This window comes from Lutibacter litoralis (assembly GCF_014646675.1).
Classification (GTDB): domain Bacteria; phylum Bacteroidota; class Bacteroidia; order Flavobacteriales; family Flavobacteriaceae; genus Lutibacter; species Lutibacter litoralis.
Genome location: NZ_BMNS01000002.1, coordinates 266,069 through 281,173 on the forward strand (window position 1 = coordinate 266,069; position 15,105 = coordinate 281,173).

General features: G+C 31.3%; 11 protein-coding genes and 1 tRNA gene. 1 reads left to right on the plus strand and 11 read right to left on the minus strand.

Annotated features, from left to right (window positions below):
- The first annotated feature begins 7 nt into the window (after nt 1-7).
- A complete protein-coding gene (locus IEW75_RS03905; RefSeq protein WP_134247393.1) occupies nt 8-664 on the plus strand; it encodes a GDSL-type esterase/lipase family protein in 657 nt (218 codons plus the stop codon).
- A gap of 319 nt (nt 665-983) precedes the next feature.
- On the opposite strand, the gene IEW75_RS03910 is transcribed toward IEW75_RS03905, so the two are convergent.
- From IEW75_RS03910 to mraY, 11 genes are all read right to left on the minus strand, one after another.
- Complete coding sequence (locus IEW75_RS03910; protein ID WP_134247392.1) at nt 984-3,593, minus strand: sodium:solute symporter family protein; 2,610 nt, start codon at nt 3,591-3,593, stop codon at nt 984-986.
- A gap of 667 nt (nt 3,594-4,260) precedes the next feature.
- Nucleotides 4,261-4,334 (minus strand) — tRNA-Arg (locus tag IEW75_RS03915).
- A 16-nt stretch (nt 4,335-4,350) separates the two neighbouring features.
- On the minus strand, nt 4,351-4,800 hold the full coding sequence (locus IEW75_RS03920; RefSeq protein ID WP_134247391.1) for a GatB/YqeY domain-containing protein: 450 nt from the start codon (nt 4,798-4,800) through the stop codon (nt 4,351-4,353).
- A 119-nt stretch (nt 4,801-4,919) separates the two neighbouring features.
- Nucleotides 4,920-6,833 carry a cell division protein FtsZ gene (ftsZ, locus tag IEW75_RS03925; RefSeq protein WP_188703967.1) on the minus strand — a complete coding sequence of 638 codons (1,914 nt, stop codon included), beginning with the start codon at nt 6,831-6,833 and terminating at the stop codon, nt 4,920-4,922.
- Nucleotides 6,834-6,879: 46 nt separating this feature from the next.
- On the minus strand, nt 6,880-8,208 hold the full coding sequence (gene ftsA, locus IEW75_RS03930; protein WP_134247389.1) for a cell division protein FtsA: 1,329 nt from the start codon (nt 8,206-8,208) through the stop codon (nt 6,880-6,882).
- A 3-nt stretch (nt 8,209-8,211) separates the two neighbouring features.
- Nucleotides 8,212-8,934: a cell division protein FtsQ/DivIB gene (locus IEW75_RS03935; protein ID WP_134247388.1), complete on the minus strand. Its 723-nt coding sequence runs from the start codon at nt 8,932-8,934 to the stop codon at nt 8,212-8,214.
- Nucleotides 8,924-10,270, minus strand: a complete 1,347-nt coding sequence (gene murC / locus IEW75_RS03940; protein ID WP_134247387.1) for a UDP-N-acetylmuramate--L-alanine ligase — start codon at nt 10,268-10,270, stop codon at nt 8,924-8,926. Before murC ends, IEW75_RS03935 begins: the two co-directional genes overlap by 11 nt.
- On the minus strand, nt 10,271-11,365 hold the full coding sequence (gene murG / locus IEW75_RS03945; protein WP_134247386.1) for an undecaprenyldiphospho-muramoylpentapeptide beta-N-acetylglucosaminyltransferase: 1,095 nt from the start codon (nt 11,363-11,365) through the stop codon (nt 10,271-10,273).
- Entirely contained in the window at nt 11,349-12,542 is a 1,194-nt protein-coding gene (locus IEW75_RS03950) for an FtsW/RodA/SpoVE family cell cycle protein (protein ID WP_134247385.1), read from the minus strand. Before IEW75_RS03950 ends, murG begins: the two co-directional genes overlap by 17 nt.
- The gene (murD, locus tag IEW75_RS03955) at nt 12,543-13,874 is read right to left on the minus strand and encodes a UDP-N-acetylmuramoyl-L-alanine--D-glutamate ligase (RefSeq protein WP_134247384.1); all 1,332 of its coding nucleotides are present in this window, start codon (nt 13,872-13,874) and stop codon (nt 12,543-12,545) included.
- The gene (gene mraY / locus IEW75_RS03960) at nt 13,875-15,101 is read right to left on the minus strand and encodes a phospho-N-acetylmuramoyl-pentapeptide-transferase (protein ID WP_134247383.1); all 1,227 of its coding nucleotides are present in this window, start codon (nt 15,099-15,101) and stop codon (nt 13,875-13,877) included.
- Nucleotides 15,102-15,105 lie beyond the last annotated feature (4 nt).

A 15,105-nucleotide genomic window follows, 5' to 3' on the forward strand; every position in this document is an offset into this window, starting at 1 on the left:
TTATTTTATGAAAAAATACATTCTCCTACTAGTTGTTTTTTGTTTAACAATTAACAGTTATTCTCAAAAAAAATATTCAGAACATTATTACAAAAGGTATGAACTTTTTAAAAGTGAAGCTGATACAAAAAATGAGATCGTTTTTTTAGGAAACAGTATTACGGAGGGTGGTGACTGGAAAGCTCTATTTCCAAATATAAATGCTGTAAACCGTGGAATTAGCGGAGACGTAACCGATGGGATTTTAAATAGATTAGATGAAGTGCTTTCTTCTCAACCTAAAAAAATATTCATATTGATTGGAACAAACGATTTGGCAAGAGGAAAAAGTATTGATGAAGTTTTGAATAATAGCAAAATACTACTTGAAAAAATTAAAGCAGTTTCAAAAGAAACAAAAATCTACCTTCAAAGTGTGTTGCCATATAATCCAAATATTGGTACTAAATTTTCAGGTCATAAATCTAAGCAACAAGATGTGTTGGTTTTAAATAAAAAACTTAAAAAACTTGCCAGAGACCAAGGTGTAAAGTTCTTAAATATTCATAAAAAATTCAGGAATAAAAAAGGTGAATTAAAGGCAAATTTAACCTATGATGGTTTACACCTGAATAAAAGTGGTTATGTTTTTTGGGCTAAAATTATCAAAAAACATGTCAACTAATTTAAAATTATTCATCGAGTTTTTTTAGCGCTCCATTCTTTCTTCGAATATCAAATTTACTTCTAAAAACTGCTATAATATTAATGTTAAGACAATCGCATTAACGTTTTTTACAATAACACTATTTATACTGACTTAGCTTTGTTAAAGCTTTGGAAAGTTATCATAATTTTTAAAGTTGGAAACAACAACGCTAAAGAAGTAATTTACTCAAAAATTATTTCAATAAAAGAATAACTATTATTCTATTCAAATATAGCTGTATAACTTTATGCTTTTCAACACAAAGTTATACAGCTATTTATATATCTAATAAAAACTAAGACGATTTCTTACTAAAGATTAAGCTAAAAACGTACCCAAAAGTAAAGCACGAAACTACACCAAAAAATGAATACATTAAAAAACTGATTTCAGTAAAGACACTTATATACCATATTACAATAGCACTAACCAACAACCCTAACAATGTTCCCTTAGCATTGGCTTTTTTAGTAAGCATTCCTAAAAGAAACATCCCGCCTAAACCTCCTGTAAATAGTCCTAAAAATCGATAGAACTGATCCCAAAGAGATTTAATATTAGAACTTGCCATCCAAAGCGCCAACAATAAACCAAGAACACCTGTTATAATAGTTGCCATCCTTGCAATTCGCAACAATTTCATATCAGAAACATTAGGTTTAAAATGCGAATGAAAATCGTTACAATATGCAGTAGATACCGAATTTAAACTACTACTTATGCTGGACATAGCAGCAGAGAAAATACCAGCCACTAATAATCCTGAAACCCCAATTGGTAATTCTCTAACGATATACCAGGGAAAAATTGAATCGTTATTAGAAATAGCAGGAGAAAGTGCATTAGGCATTTCGGTATAGAATATAAATAAAAGTGTACCTATACCAAAAAATATAATAGTTGCAGGTAGCGTAAGTACAGCATTGGTATATAGTGTTTTTTGGGAATCTTTAATGCTTGAACTGGTTAAAAAACGCTGGACTATGGTTTGGTCGGTTCCCTGTGTAACCATTGCAGAAGCGAGTCCTCCTAAAAAGACCACCCAAAAGGTTGATTCTGTAAAGTTAAACTCCATATTTGTAAGATTGAATTTGTCTCTTTCAGAAGCATAACTTATCATATCTACAAAAGAAGTTTCTGTATGTAGCATAATCCATATAACTGCCAAAATACTACCTCCTAGAAGAACAACTACTTGCATTACATCTGTCCATATCACAGCCTCTATACCTCCAAAAGTTGTATATAATATACATAGTAAACCCATTATTATTATACTGGTTTCAACTGGTATGCCCGTAACAATTGAAATTGCCAATGATGGTAATAATAACACTATCCCAATTCTTCCTAACTGAAATAATATAAAAGATAGACTTCCAAAAGCACGTGCCTTATAATTAAACCTATCTTCAAGATATTCATAGGCTGTTTTAATTTTTAGTTTATTAAAAAAAGGTATAAAAATAAATGCTATTACAGGTGTTATAAGAATGGCTGTTATGTTTAGAAAAAAGAAAGACCAATCTGTTACAAAAGCCTTGGCTGGAATAGCCATAAAGGTTATAGCACTTAACAATGTACCAAAAACACTTAAACCTGAAGCCCACCAAGGTATACGGCCTCCTCCTGTAAAATAATCTTTGGTTGATTTCTGTTTACGAGCAAAATAAAGACCTATTAGCACGGATATTAATAAATACAATGCTAAGACAGTATAATTTATAATTCCAAATGGATGAGCTGCTTCAGCAATTTTAAAAGTTTTAACGTTTGGAGTACGAATGCCTGGAGATAACTCTCCCGAAACAATAGTAAAATCATCATTGTGTTTAAAAGCGAGTGCTGTAACAGGAATTTTAGTTGTAAGACTGTCATAAACAAACCACTTTTTAGTAATGGTATTGTACCCCAAAATATCCTTTGAAAAGCCTGGGTGGTTATTAAGAATATTATTTCTTCTAACTTTTAAAGATTCTGCTATGGCATCGTTTTGTGTTGTATCTAATTGTAAGGAAATATTTTCCAACTCATCAAAAAGAACCTCATCACTTCCACCATATAAAATAATATGCATTGAACCCATAGCTTCAGGTGAAGCTCCCATCAATACTCTAGACTTGTCATTTATAATAATATCACCTTCATCTTGCCATGTTTGTTTCTTAAAATCATAAGATAAATAATTGGTAAGGGTTTGTGACTTTTGTCCAGATTTTTGATTCCTTCCTCCTATAACAAATAACTTTTTATTTGTAGAAGTTTCTTGAATTACTGCGCTGTGGACAGCTCTAGGGGGACCTGGAAAATCAGTTAATTTTTCCCACTTTTGTTTGCTCTTTAAGTTTAATCTATAAAATGAATTAATGCTATTTTTAGAATTTTTACCACCTACCACATACACAAAATCTTCTAGCACAACAGCAGATGTATAGGCTATTGGTTCAGGCAATTCTGGATATTCTGTGATTTCCACTTCATTAGTAGTGGAATTGTAAGATAAAAGAAATACTTTATCACTTGTATATTCTTCATTGTCACCTCCTATACACAAAATTCCGTTCTCTGTTGATACTGAAGCCGAATAAGCAAGAGGGATTGGTAATTCTTTACTGGAAAGCCTCCAATGGTTACTTTCGAGAATATAAATGTTTTTACTCCAAACTTTTTTTCCACCTTCCCAAGGAAGTCCATTTGGAAAATTTGCTCCTCCTGCAACCACAACAACCTCATTGTGTACTCCACCTAACATACCTGCATAACCAAGAGAAGTATCTACCCCCTTTTCAGCTGGTAAACTAGGTAGACTTACAATATCTAATTTATTTACTGCCTCCTGACCAAAGGATTGTGCAAAAGCTAGAACAGCAAGTACTACTATTAATATATTCTTAATTCTCTTCATTTTAGAAAAATTATTTATTATAATTAATTTTTTGAAATCGATCTATTCAATATTGATTTGTCCAAAAATTTATCACATTCAACAAAAATAAGATGGTTTTGGAAAATTTAGAGCAAAGATTCAAATGTTCTTGATATAATTGTTTTAAAATATTTTTTGAATCCATAAAAAGTATCATCACTATTTTTTACATAATATTAGTTCCCTCAGTTAAAATCAATATTTTTTAGATCTAAAGCTATCATATATGGTTATTAGTCATATAGATTCTGCTAATATAGTTAAATTCTTTAAATGTATTATGTACAACATAATAATATTTGCGCCATTTTTATAATAAATAACATTAATTATGATAAAATATAATTTTAAAGCTTACCACTAATATCGTGCTTGATTTCTTCAGAAACTGTATAGGAAGTGGCTGAGTTAAATCATTCATTTATCAATTTTGGTTAGGAAAATAACAGTTATAGGGATGTGACCTTAGTTTCAGGCAATAGTTCTAAATTTAATTTTGGAATTGGAAATCTCTAGCCAATGAATTCTTCAAGAGAATTAATATTTGGATTGATAAGAATCTAGATAATGATTCTTCTGATTCTGTTGAGCAAGTTTCAATATGGAATGGTTCAAACACAATTGAACTCCTTAAGTTTAATTCTAGTGACCCCGGCAGGATTCAAACCTGCAACCGCTGGAGCCGAAATCCAGTGCGCTATTCAGTTGCGCCACGAGGCCATAATTATATATAATTTTATTCTAATAATTGTTTTACAGCTATAGAAATAGCTTTACCATCTGCTTTACCAGCCAATTGTTTAGATGCCATACCCATAACTTTACCCATATCTTTCATAGAAGTTGCACCAACTTTAGCTATAATATCCGCTATAATTTTGTTTAAGGCGACTTGATCTAATTGCTCTGGCAAGAATTGTGAAATAATTGCAACTTGTGCTAATTCTGGATCTGCTAAATCAGCACGACCTTGTTCCTTATAAAGAACCGCACTATCTTTTCGCTGTTTTACCAATCTTTGAAGCAATTTTATTTCTTCATCTTCGGTGAGCTCTTCTGTAGCCCCAGTTTTGGTTTGTGCTAATAATATTTCAGACTTTATGGCTCTTAAAGATTCTAAAGCCACTTTATCTTTAGATTTCATAGCTTCTTTAATTTTCACCATTAAATTTTGTTGTAAACTCATACTATTGATTTATTGCACGAAGATAAAAAAAAGAACCCGAAAATCTTTAATTCTCATAAAGATTTCCGAGTCTAAACTTAGAAAATAAATCTAAGGGCTTCCGTCTTTGGGCAATATTTTTAATCTACATTATCATGTAAAAAGGAGTTGTTTGATCTAAATTTTAAATCATCATTCTCATCAGTGTCCAATGTGGTTCTTGACTGATTAACTTCAGAGGAATGTGCTGTTTGATCTAATTGAACTCCCATTCTTTTATAAGCTGGTTCCTTTTCAATTTCATCTATATTTTTATTTACCTTATTGATAAATTTATAGTTGAAATTTTTCATTTTCTCTCTTCTATCTGCTGCTCTTTTTTGTAATTCAGCAATTGTTAAATCTAGTGGAGAAACCTCTTTATGGTCTATAACCACTTGATTATTTAAATCAACCTCCGATTTCTTTGTAGAATGCAGTGTTAGATTTAACTCCTCATTTTCAATTTCATTATTTTTTTTGGCAGTTGGTTTTGTCGCTTTGGTTAAATTATCTTCTAATTCGGTATAGTCTTCTAAAGTAAAATACACATCTGCCTCAACTTTTTTCTCAGGTTCAACCACTTTATGATCTACAACTTCAATAGAGTTTATAGCTATTTCTGAGTCGTCAACAATCTGTTTTTTTGGTTTTTCAGAAAGTGGCATATCAAATGTAAATTCAATTTGCTTTTCTTCTTCAACAACAGTTGTTTCTTCAATTTCTGCCTGTACCGGAGTAATTATAAAATCATCATCACTAACATCATTAACTGAAACTTCTTCATAAACAACATCTATATTTTTTATAAATTCTGTAGTTGGAATAATTGAAAAATCATCTTCTTCTTCGTCTCCCAATTCAAATACAATTTTATTTTCAACAACCTCATCATTATGATTTAAAGATTGATTTGTAGTATTTGGAGTAGTTTTAGTTGTGCTTTTTTCTGAAAAATCAAAAGAAGCTTCTTGCTCTTCACCAAGAGTATGAATTATTTTTTTAGCTTCAGTATTCGAAATTTCGTGTTGTTGATCTTTATTAAATCCCGTTGCAACAACAGTTACAGCTACAGCATCTCCTAAGTTTTCATCTTCACCAACACCCATTATAATATTTACATTCGTTTTGGCTTCTGATTGAATGTAATCGTTAATTTCGCCTATTTCATCAATGGTAATTTCTTCTGCTCCAGAAACAATTAATAAAAGTACATTTTTAGCGCCTGTAATTTTATTATCGTTTAATAAAGGAGAGTCTAATGCTTTAGAAATTGCTTCTAAAGATCTATTAGCTCCCGATGCAGTTGCAGATCCCATAATTGCAGTTCCACTATTAGAAAGTACCGTTTTGGCATCTTTTAAATCTATATTTTGCGTGTAATGGTGCGTTATAACTTCAGCAATTCCTCTAGAAGCTGTTGACAATACTTCATCGGCTTTAGAAAAACCTGCCTTAAAACCTAGATTCCCGTAAACCTCTCTTAGTTTATTATTATTTATTACCACTAAAGAATCAACATATTCACGTAATCTTTCTATTCCTTTTTGAGCTTGATCGTTACGCATTTTACCTTCAAAAGTAAATGGAATTGTAACCACACCAATAGTTAACAAATCCAATTCACGCGCAACTCTAGCTATAATTGGCGCAGCACCAGTTCCTGTTCCTCCTCCCATTCCAACGGTAATAAACACCATTTTTGAATTAGAAGATAACATATCTTTAATTTCTTGAATACTCTCTAACGCAGCTTGTTCTCCAACCTCTGGATTTGCCCCAGCCCCTAAACCCTCTGTTAATGAAGCACCCAACTGGATTTTAGTTGGAATTGGACTATTTTGTAACGCTTGAGCATCCGTATTACAAATAACAAAATCAACTCCGTTAATCCCTTGAGAGTACATATGGTTTACGGCATTACTACCGCCTCCTCCTACGCCTATTACTTTTATTACGTTTGACTGATTTTTTGGTAAATCGAATGAAATGTTGCTAAAATCTGAACTGCTCATAATATTAATTTATTGGTGTTATATGTCCTTTTCTTACTATTTTATGTTATTCTGCGTTGTCTAAAAAATCTCTAAATCTATCTCCCCATTTTTCAAAAATTGATTTCTTTGGTTCTTTTAGTGTTTCAATTTCTTCTACAACTTCTTTATCTTTTTCACTTGCTTCCTCTTCTTGAACTGCTTGTTGCTGAATTGTTTTTAAGTTTTTCTTATCCAGTCTATTTAAACCATTCATTAAAAGTCCTACGGCAGTTGCATATTGCGGACTAGAAAAAATCTCATCCGAATCTCCAGCTAAATTTTCATTAGGATAACCAATTCTAGTATCCATTCCAGTAATATACTCAACTAACTGTTTTAAGTGTTTTAAATTTGCTCCCCCACCTGTTAAAACAATCCCTGCAATTAATTTTTTCTTCGGTTCTTCGTGTCCGTAATTTTTAATTTCTAAAAATACTTGCTCAATTATTTCTACTACGCGTGCATGAATAATTTTAGACAAGTTTTTTAAGGTAATTTCTTTAGGCTCTCGTCCTCTTAAGCCTGGAATTGACACAATTTCATTGTCTTTATTTTCACCTGGCCAAGCAGATCCGAATTTTGTTTTTAATAATTCTGCCTGTTTTTCAATAATAGAACAACCCTCTTTAATATCTTCAGTAATTACATTTCCTCCAAATGGAATAACAGCTGTATGACGAATAATTCCATTTTTAAAAATCGCCAAATCAGTTGTTCCACCACCTATATCAATCAAAGCAACACCTGCTTCTTTTTCTTCACTACTTAAAACTGCTTCTGCTGATGCTAAAGGCTCTAATGTTATACCCGCTAAATTTAAACCTGCGCTTTTGATGCATCTTCCTACGTTTCTTATTGAAGAAACCTGACCAACAACTACGTGAAAATTTGCTTCTAGCCTACCTCCATACATACCAACTGGTTGCGCAATCTCTGGTTGTCCATCTACTTTAAACTCTTGAGGTAGTACATGTATAATCTCTTCACCTGGCAACATTACCAATTTATGAACTTGCTTTTCTAATTTTTCTAGATCATCTTCATCAATTACATCTTCAGCATTTGGACGTGTAATATAATCGCTGTGCTGTAAACTTCTAATATGCTGGCCAGCAATGCCAACAACAGCTTCATCTATCTTAATCCCCGAAACCGCAATTGCCTCGTCAACAGCCATTTGAATAGACTGTATTGTTTGCGTTATATTATTTACAACACCGCGGTGCACACCTAAACTCTTGGCTTTTCCTGTACCAAGTAACTCAATTTTCCCATATTCATTTCTACGACCTATCATAGCAACAATTTTTGTTGTTCCTATATCTAATCCTACCGAAATATCGTTATGTTCCATACCCTATTTTTTTGTGCAAACAACTTGGTTGTTATATTTTAAATTTATTGATGTGTATTTATCTATTGTTTCATCAGCCATTGTTTTGGTAAAAAACGACTTTAGGTTTTTAAATTTTGAATTTAAATTTTCAATTTTACCTAATTCAATATTCTGCTCTCCAATTCTGGTTTTTAAAACATACTGATGTTGCTTCGTCTTTTGCACACCAATTATTTGTTTTTTTAAAAATTCATCTTCCAAAATTGTTGTTACTAAAAGATAAATATCATCTATATCTTTTTCCGTTATATTTCCTGAAACTAATAAAACTCTAGCTGAGTGATTCCCTGACAAAGGCATTATTGTTGCCTGTTTATCAATATAATAACTATTAGTGTTAGACATAACTCTAGCAATTGGTGTTCGCTGTTTTATCGTTGTTTTAAGCACACCATCAACCGTTAAAAAAACAGCCGCTTCCTCTACCATGGAATGTGATAGAACCTTTGCTTCAAGTTTTTGTAAATCTATAACAGTTTTTGCTTCATTTAGAACAGATTTTCCATTTTGTATTAACAATTTATTAACCATTTCATAATTCATAAAAAGGTTTTCTCCCTGTTCAAATTCTACAGTTATATTGTATACCTTTCTAGCAGTATGCTTTTGATGTGAAAAGCCATACAAAAAAACTACTAAACCTAGTAATAAAAACCCTTTTATGTAATTCCAATTAATTTTCAACTATCAAACTTTTTTTTATATTTTCTACTTCTTCACCTATATCTCCCGCTCCAATTACCACGATAATTTGAGCGTTAGATTTTACTATGTTATCTATTAAATTTTCTTTTGAAGAAAGTTGCTTGTTTTTACATGAAATCTTATCCAATAACCACTTAGAATTTACGCCTTCAATTGGCAATTCTCTCGCTGGGTAAATATCTAATAAAATCAACTCATCAAAACGCGATAAACTATGTGCAAAATCTGTTGCAAAATCTCTAGTTCTGCTATACAAATGTGGTTGAAAAACGCCTAAAACATTTTGTTCTGGGTACATTTCTTTAACGGAATCTACAACTGCATTTATCTCAGTTGGATGATGAGCATAATCATCTATCAAAACCAAGTTTTCCGTATTAATTTTATAAGAAAAACGTCTTTTTATACCTTTAAAAGTTAGTAAAGCTTTAGCAATGACTTGTATTGAAATTCCAAAACTATTTGCCATTGCCAAAGCCGCCACTGCATTTAGCACATTATGTTTTCCTGGTATATATATTTTTATATTCTCAAATGTTTCTCTTGGTGTTTTTATATTAAAAATATAAGCTCCATTTTCTATTCTAATATTATATGCATTATAGTCTGCTTCCTCCTCTATTCCATACGTCTGACCTTGAACCGATAATCCTTTTCTAACAATTAATGTATCTGAAACTTTATTTGCGAATTTTTGAAATGACTTTTCTAATTCGGAATGTGCTCCATAAATATCTAAATGATCTGCATCCATAGAAGTAATGCATGCAATGTTTGGGGACAATTTTAAAAATGAACGATCAAACTCATCCGCTTCAACAACTGAAACTTCAGTTCCTCCCAAAATTATATTTGAATTATAATTTTCTGAAATTCCACCCAAAAAAGAAGTTGCATTTACATTGGCTTCTTTTAAAATATGACCTAAAATTGTTGAAGTTGTGGTTTTTCCGTGTGTTCCTGCAACTGCTAAACAAATAGTATTTTTAGTAATTTCTCCTAATATTTCTGAACGCTTAAAAACCGTATAGTTATTTGAAATAAAATAGTTTAATTCTGTATGATTTTTAGGTACAGCAGGCGTATAAATTACAATCGTATTTTTAGTGTCTTTAAAAGTATCTTCAATTAAATTTACAGTATCTTCAAAATGAATATTTATTCCCATTTTTTGAAGAGTGATGGTAATTTCAGTCGGTGTTTTATCGTAGCCAGCCACATTTTTGCCATTGCTTTTAAAATAAATTGCAATAGCGCTCATACCGATACCTCCAATACCTATAAAATAAACGTTATGTATATTATTTAAATTCAACTAATTATATATTAATTTTTCTATTTCTAATACAATATCTTTTGTAGCATTTGGTAATGCCAACTCTTTTATATTTTTACTTAATCTTTGTTGCAATTCTGGATTATTATTCAATTCTAAAAACATATTTTCAAACATGTTTAGCTCCGATTCTTTCAATAATAAAGCAGCATTTTTGTTGACTACAGATAGCGCATTTTTTGTTTGATGGTCTTCTGCAACATTAGGAGATGGAATAAAAATAACTGGCTTTCCAACAATACATAACTCTGAAATTGAACTTGCTCCTGCTCTACTAATAATAAAGTCTGCGGCGGCATAAGTTAAATCCATTCGATTTAAAAATGCGTGTATTTGAACTCCTTCTAAAGCATCGTACTTTTTAAATTCATTGTAATATAGCTTTCCTGTTTGCCAAATTACCTGAATGTTATTTTCAACCAACCAATTAATATATTTTTCAATTAAATTGTTAATAGCTCTTGCTCCTAAACTACCTCCAATTATTAGTAAGGTCTTTTTAGCTGTTTTTAAATCGAAAAAATCAATAGCCTCTTCTCGTTTACTTTCAATTGCTAATAAATCTTGTCTAACTGGGTTTCCTGTTTTTACAATTTTATCGGCAGGAAAGAATCGTTCTAAACCATCATAAGCAACACAAATTGTATCAGCTTTTTTACTCAATAATTTATTTGTAATTCCTGGGTATGAATTTTGTTCTTGAATTACGGTTTTAACACCTTTAATACTTGCAGCATATAATGTTGGGCCACTTGCGAAGCCTCCGGTTCCAATTACAATTGTTGGTTTAAATTTTTTAATAATTTTAAAAGCGTTCCACAAACTACTGATTAGTTTAAATGGAAATGCTAAATTCTTTAATGATAAACTTCTTTGTATTCCTGAAATCCACAATCCCTTTATTTCATATCCAGCCTGAGGTACTTTTTCCATTTCCATTCTATCTTTTGCACCCACAAACAAGAAATTAGCCTCAGGATATTTTTCCTTTAGCTGATTTGCTATTGAAACTGCTGGATAAATATGTCCACCAGTTCCACCACCACTTAATATAATATTAATCGATTGCTTCATGTAAAATATCTAAAGGGTTATCTTCATTTTCAATATCTATAATCTTTTCCTTTTCTGCGGTGACACTTAAAATAATACCAATTGCAAAACATGTCATCCAAATAGAGGTTCCTCCACTGCTAATTAATGGCAATGTTTGCCCTGTAACTGGAAATAAATTTACGGCAACCGCCATATTTATAATTGCTTGAAAAATAATAGGCAAACCAACACCAATTATTAATAATGTTGCAAAAATAGTTGTTGCTTTTTTAGCTGCTACCAATATTCTTATTAACAATAATAAATACATTAATATAACTGTTAGTGCGCCAAATATTAACCCGTATTCTTCAACAATTATGGCAAAAATAAAATCGGAAGAAGATTGCGGTAGAAAGTTTTTTTGAACACTTTTCCCAGGCCCTCTACCTTGTAATCCACCACTTGCAATTGCAATTTTTGCTTTTTCGACTTGATACCCTTCCTCTGCATTTTTATCAGAAAAATTTTCAATTCTACTAATCCAAGTATCTACTCTATTATGCATTGCATTTGGAAATGCTTTTGCTATTAATACAAATAGCACCAATGCTACAATTCCCATTCCTATAATAGATGCCAAATATTTAAAAGGATATCCACCTAAAAAAGTTAACAATAATACCATTGAAAAAATAATAGCAGTTGTTGAAAAATTTGCGGGTAAAATAAAAGCCAATGTAATTGCTACTGGCAACCATAACTTCCAAAGACTTTCTTTAAAATAAATGGTTTTTTCTTTATTTTTAGCTAAATATCTCGCTACAAAAATCATTAAAACAACCCCTGCCAGTGTAGATGTTTGAAAACCTACACCAATAAAAGGTATTTGAATCCATCTACTTGCATTTGCACCTCCAATAACAGTTCCTTTTGATAAGGTAACTATCAGTAAAACAACCACTAATGGAAGCATTAATACTGAACCTCCACTAAAATATCTGTAAGGCACCTTATGCACTCCATAAATTATTAAAAACCCGAAAAACAACAATATCACATGTTTCACCAAATGATACGTTGTAGTACCAGAATTTGCAACATATACTAAATTAGTACTTGCGCTATAAACTGGCATAAATGACAACAATGCCATAAAGACTACAATAGCCCAAATAGCACGATCACCTTCGATATTTTTTAATATTTTTTTCATTTACAGTTCTCTAACTGCTTGTTTAAATTGATTTCCTCTATCCTCGTAACTTTCAAATAAATCAAAACTTGCACACGCTGGTGATAATAAAACAGCATCTCCCTTTTCTGCAATTTTATAAGCAACTTTTACTGCTTCTTCGGCTCCAGCGGTTTCAACAATTAAATCAACAACATTATTAAAAGTTTGTACTATTTTATGATTGTCAACTCCTAAACAAATAATTGCTTTTACTTTTTCTCTAACCAACGGCATTAAATCTAAATAATCGTTTCCTTTATCTACCCCGCCAACTATCCAAACTGTTGGAGTTTTCATACTATCTAATGCATAAAATGTTGCATTTACATTGGTAGCCTTAGAATCGTTTATATACTGTACACCATTAATCTTAAGTACTGACTCTAGCCTATGCTCTGCACCTTCAAAATCTTCTAAACTTTCTCTAATTGTATCTTTTCTAACCTTTAATAATGTAGCTGTCATTGCAGCTGCCATTGCATTTTTAGTATTGTGTTTGCCTTTTAATGCTAAAGTTGTTATTCCCATTATTATATCTTCGGTTTTATATTTTATTTGTATGTTATTATCTTTTAAAAAAACGCCTTCCTCTAATTCTTTTCCTAATGAAAAAGGAAGCAATGTTGCTTTTACCTTATTATTTTTTAACCAGTTTGTAATTACCTCATCATCTGCATCATATATTAAAAAATCATTTTCTGTTTGATTCTCTGTAATTCTAAATTTTGAATTGATATAGTTTTCAAATTTATTGTTGTACCTATCTAAATGATCGGGTGTAATATTTGTAATTATTGCAATGTGTGGCGCAAAATTTACTATACCATCCAACTGAAAACTACTTAGTTCTAGAACATGAATATCAAAGTTGTTTTCTGCAACTTGCTGGGCAAAACTTGCTCCAATATTTCCTCCCATTCCAACATTTAAATTTGCCTTTTTTAAAATATGATTTACTAAAAGAGTTGTGGTGGTTTTACCATTTGATCCTGTAATTCCCACAATAATTCCCTTCGTATATTTTGAAGCGAATTCAATTTCTGAAATCACTGGAATTTTTCTTTCAATCAATTCTTGAATTACAGCAACCTTATCTGGAATTCCAGGGCTTTTCATTACTACATCAGCTTGAAAAATTTTACTTTCTGAATGTGTTCCTTCTTCAAAAGGAATTTCATTATTTAAAAGAACTTTTTTATACTTTTTTGTTATTTCTCCTTTATCAGAAACAAAAACGTTATACCCTTTCTGTTTTCCAAGAATAGCTGCTCCTACTCCACTTTCACCTGCCCCAAGAACCACTAAATTCATTTATCGCAACTTTAATGTTACTATTGTTAACACCGCTAACATTATACCTACAATCCAAAAGCGTGTTACAATCTTACTCTCATGGTAGCCAGATTTCTGATAATGATGATGCAAAGGTGACATTTTAAAAATGCGCCTTCCTTCTCCGTATTTTTTCTTTGTGTATTTAAAAAATCCAACTTGCAGTACAACAGATAAATTTTCAATTAAAAAGATGCCCGCTAAAATTGGAATTAATAATTCTTTACGAACCGAAATTGCTAAAACAGCAATAATCCCTCCAATAGTTAAACTTCCTGTGTCTCCCATAAACACTTGGGCTGGATAGGTATTATACCATAAAAAACCGACTAAAGCACCAACAAAAGCAGCAATAAAAATGGTCATCTCTCCTGAGTTCGGTATGTACATTACATCTAAATAATCTGCAAAAATGATGTTTCCAGAAACCCATGCGAAAATCCCTAAGGTTAATACAATTATAGCCGAAGAACCTGCTGCCAAACCATCTATACCGTCTGTTAAATTTGCCCCGTTTGAAACTGCTGTTATAATAAATATTACAATAGGAATAAAAATTATCCATGCATAATTTCTTAATCCATCTCCAAATAAATCTAGTACTGCGGCATAATCTAACTCATTATTTTTTAAGAATGGAATGGTTGTTTTTGTTGATTTTTGTGCATCAGCAAATAAAACTGGAATCCCCTCTTCTGTTTCATATTGAAATTTTTGAGGTAATTTTTCTTTCATGGTAACATCTGGATGGAAATACAACATTACTCCTACAAAAATTCCAAGAGTAATTTGACCTAAAACCTTAAATCTTCCTTTTAAACCTTGCTTATTTTTTCTGAAAATTTTAATATAATCATCAATAAAACCAATTGTTCCCATCCAAATTGTTGTAACTAACAATATGATGATATAAACATTGTCGATTTTAGAGATTAACAATACAGGTATTATTGTGGCAAGAATAATTATAATACCACCCATTGTTGGTGTTCCTGCTTTTTCAACTTGGCCTTCTAAGCCTAAATCTCTAACAGACTCTCCAACTTGTTTATATCTCAAATAATTTATAATTCGTTTCCCATAAATTGTAGAAAACAATAATGAAACAATAAATGCCATTGCAGAGCGAAACGAAATATACTGAAACAAACCAGCTCCGGCTAAATCGTAATTTGTGTCTAAATATTCAAATAAATAATATAGCATTGTA

What these genes read in the sequence shown, in the direction of transcription:
- IEW75_RS03905 (WP_134247393.1), top strand. Translation starts at nt 8, where the DNA reads ATGAAAAAATACATTCTCCTACTAGTTGTTTTTTGTTTAACAATTAAC.
- IEW75_RS03910 (WP_134247392.1), bottom strand. Translation starts at nt 3,593, where the DNA reads ATGAAGAGAATTAAGAATATATTAATAGTAGTACTTGCTGTTCTAGCT.
- IEW75_RS03920 (WP_134247391.1), bottom strand. Translation starts at nt 4,800, where the DNA reads ATGAGTTTACAACAAAATTTAATGGTGAAAATTAAAGAAGCTATGAAA.
- ftsZ (WP_188703967.1), bottom strand. Translation starts at nt 6,833, where the DNA reads ATGAGCAGTTCAGATTTTAGCAACATTTCATTCGATTTACCAAAAAAT.
- ftsA (WP_134247389.1), bottom strand. Translation starts at nt 8,208, where the DNA reads ATGGAACATAACGATATTTCGGTAGGATTAGATATAGGAACAACAAAA.
- murG (WP_134247386.1), bottom strand. Translation starts at nt 11,365, where the DNA reads ATGAAGCAATCGATTAATATTATATTAAGTGGTGGTGGAACTGGTGGA.
- IEW75_RS03950 (WP_134247385.1), bottom strand. Translation starts at nt 12,542, where the DNA reads ATGAAAAAAATATTAAAAAATATCGAAGGTGATCGTGCTATTTGGGCT.
- murD (WP_134247384.1), bottom strand. Translation starts at nt 13,874, where the DNA reads ATGAATTTAGTGGTTCTTGGGGCAGGTGAAAGTGGAGTAGGAGCAGCT.
- mraY (WP_134247383.1), bottom strand. Translation starts at nt 15,101, where the DNA reads ATGCTATATTATTTATTTGAATATTTAGACACAAATTACGATTTAGCC.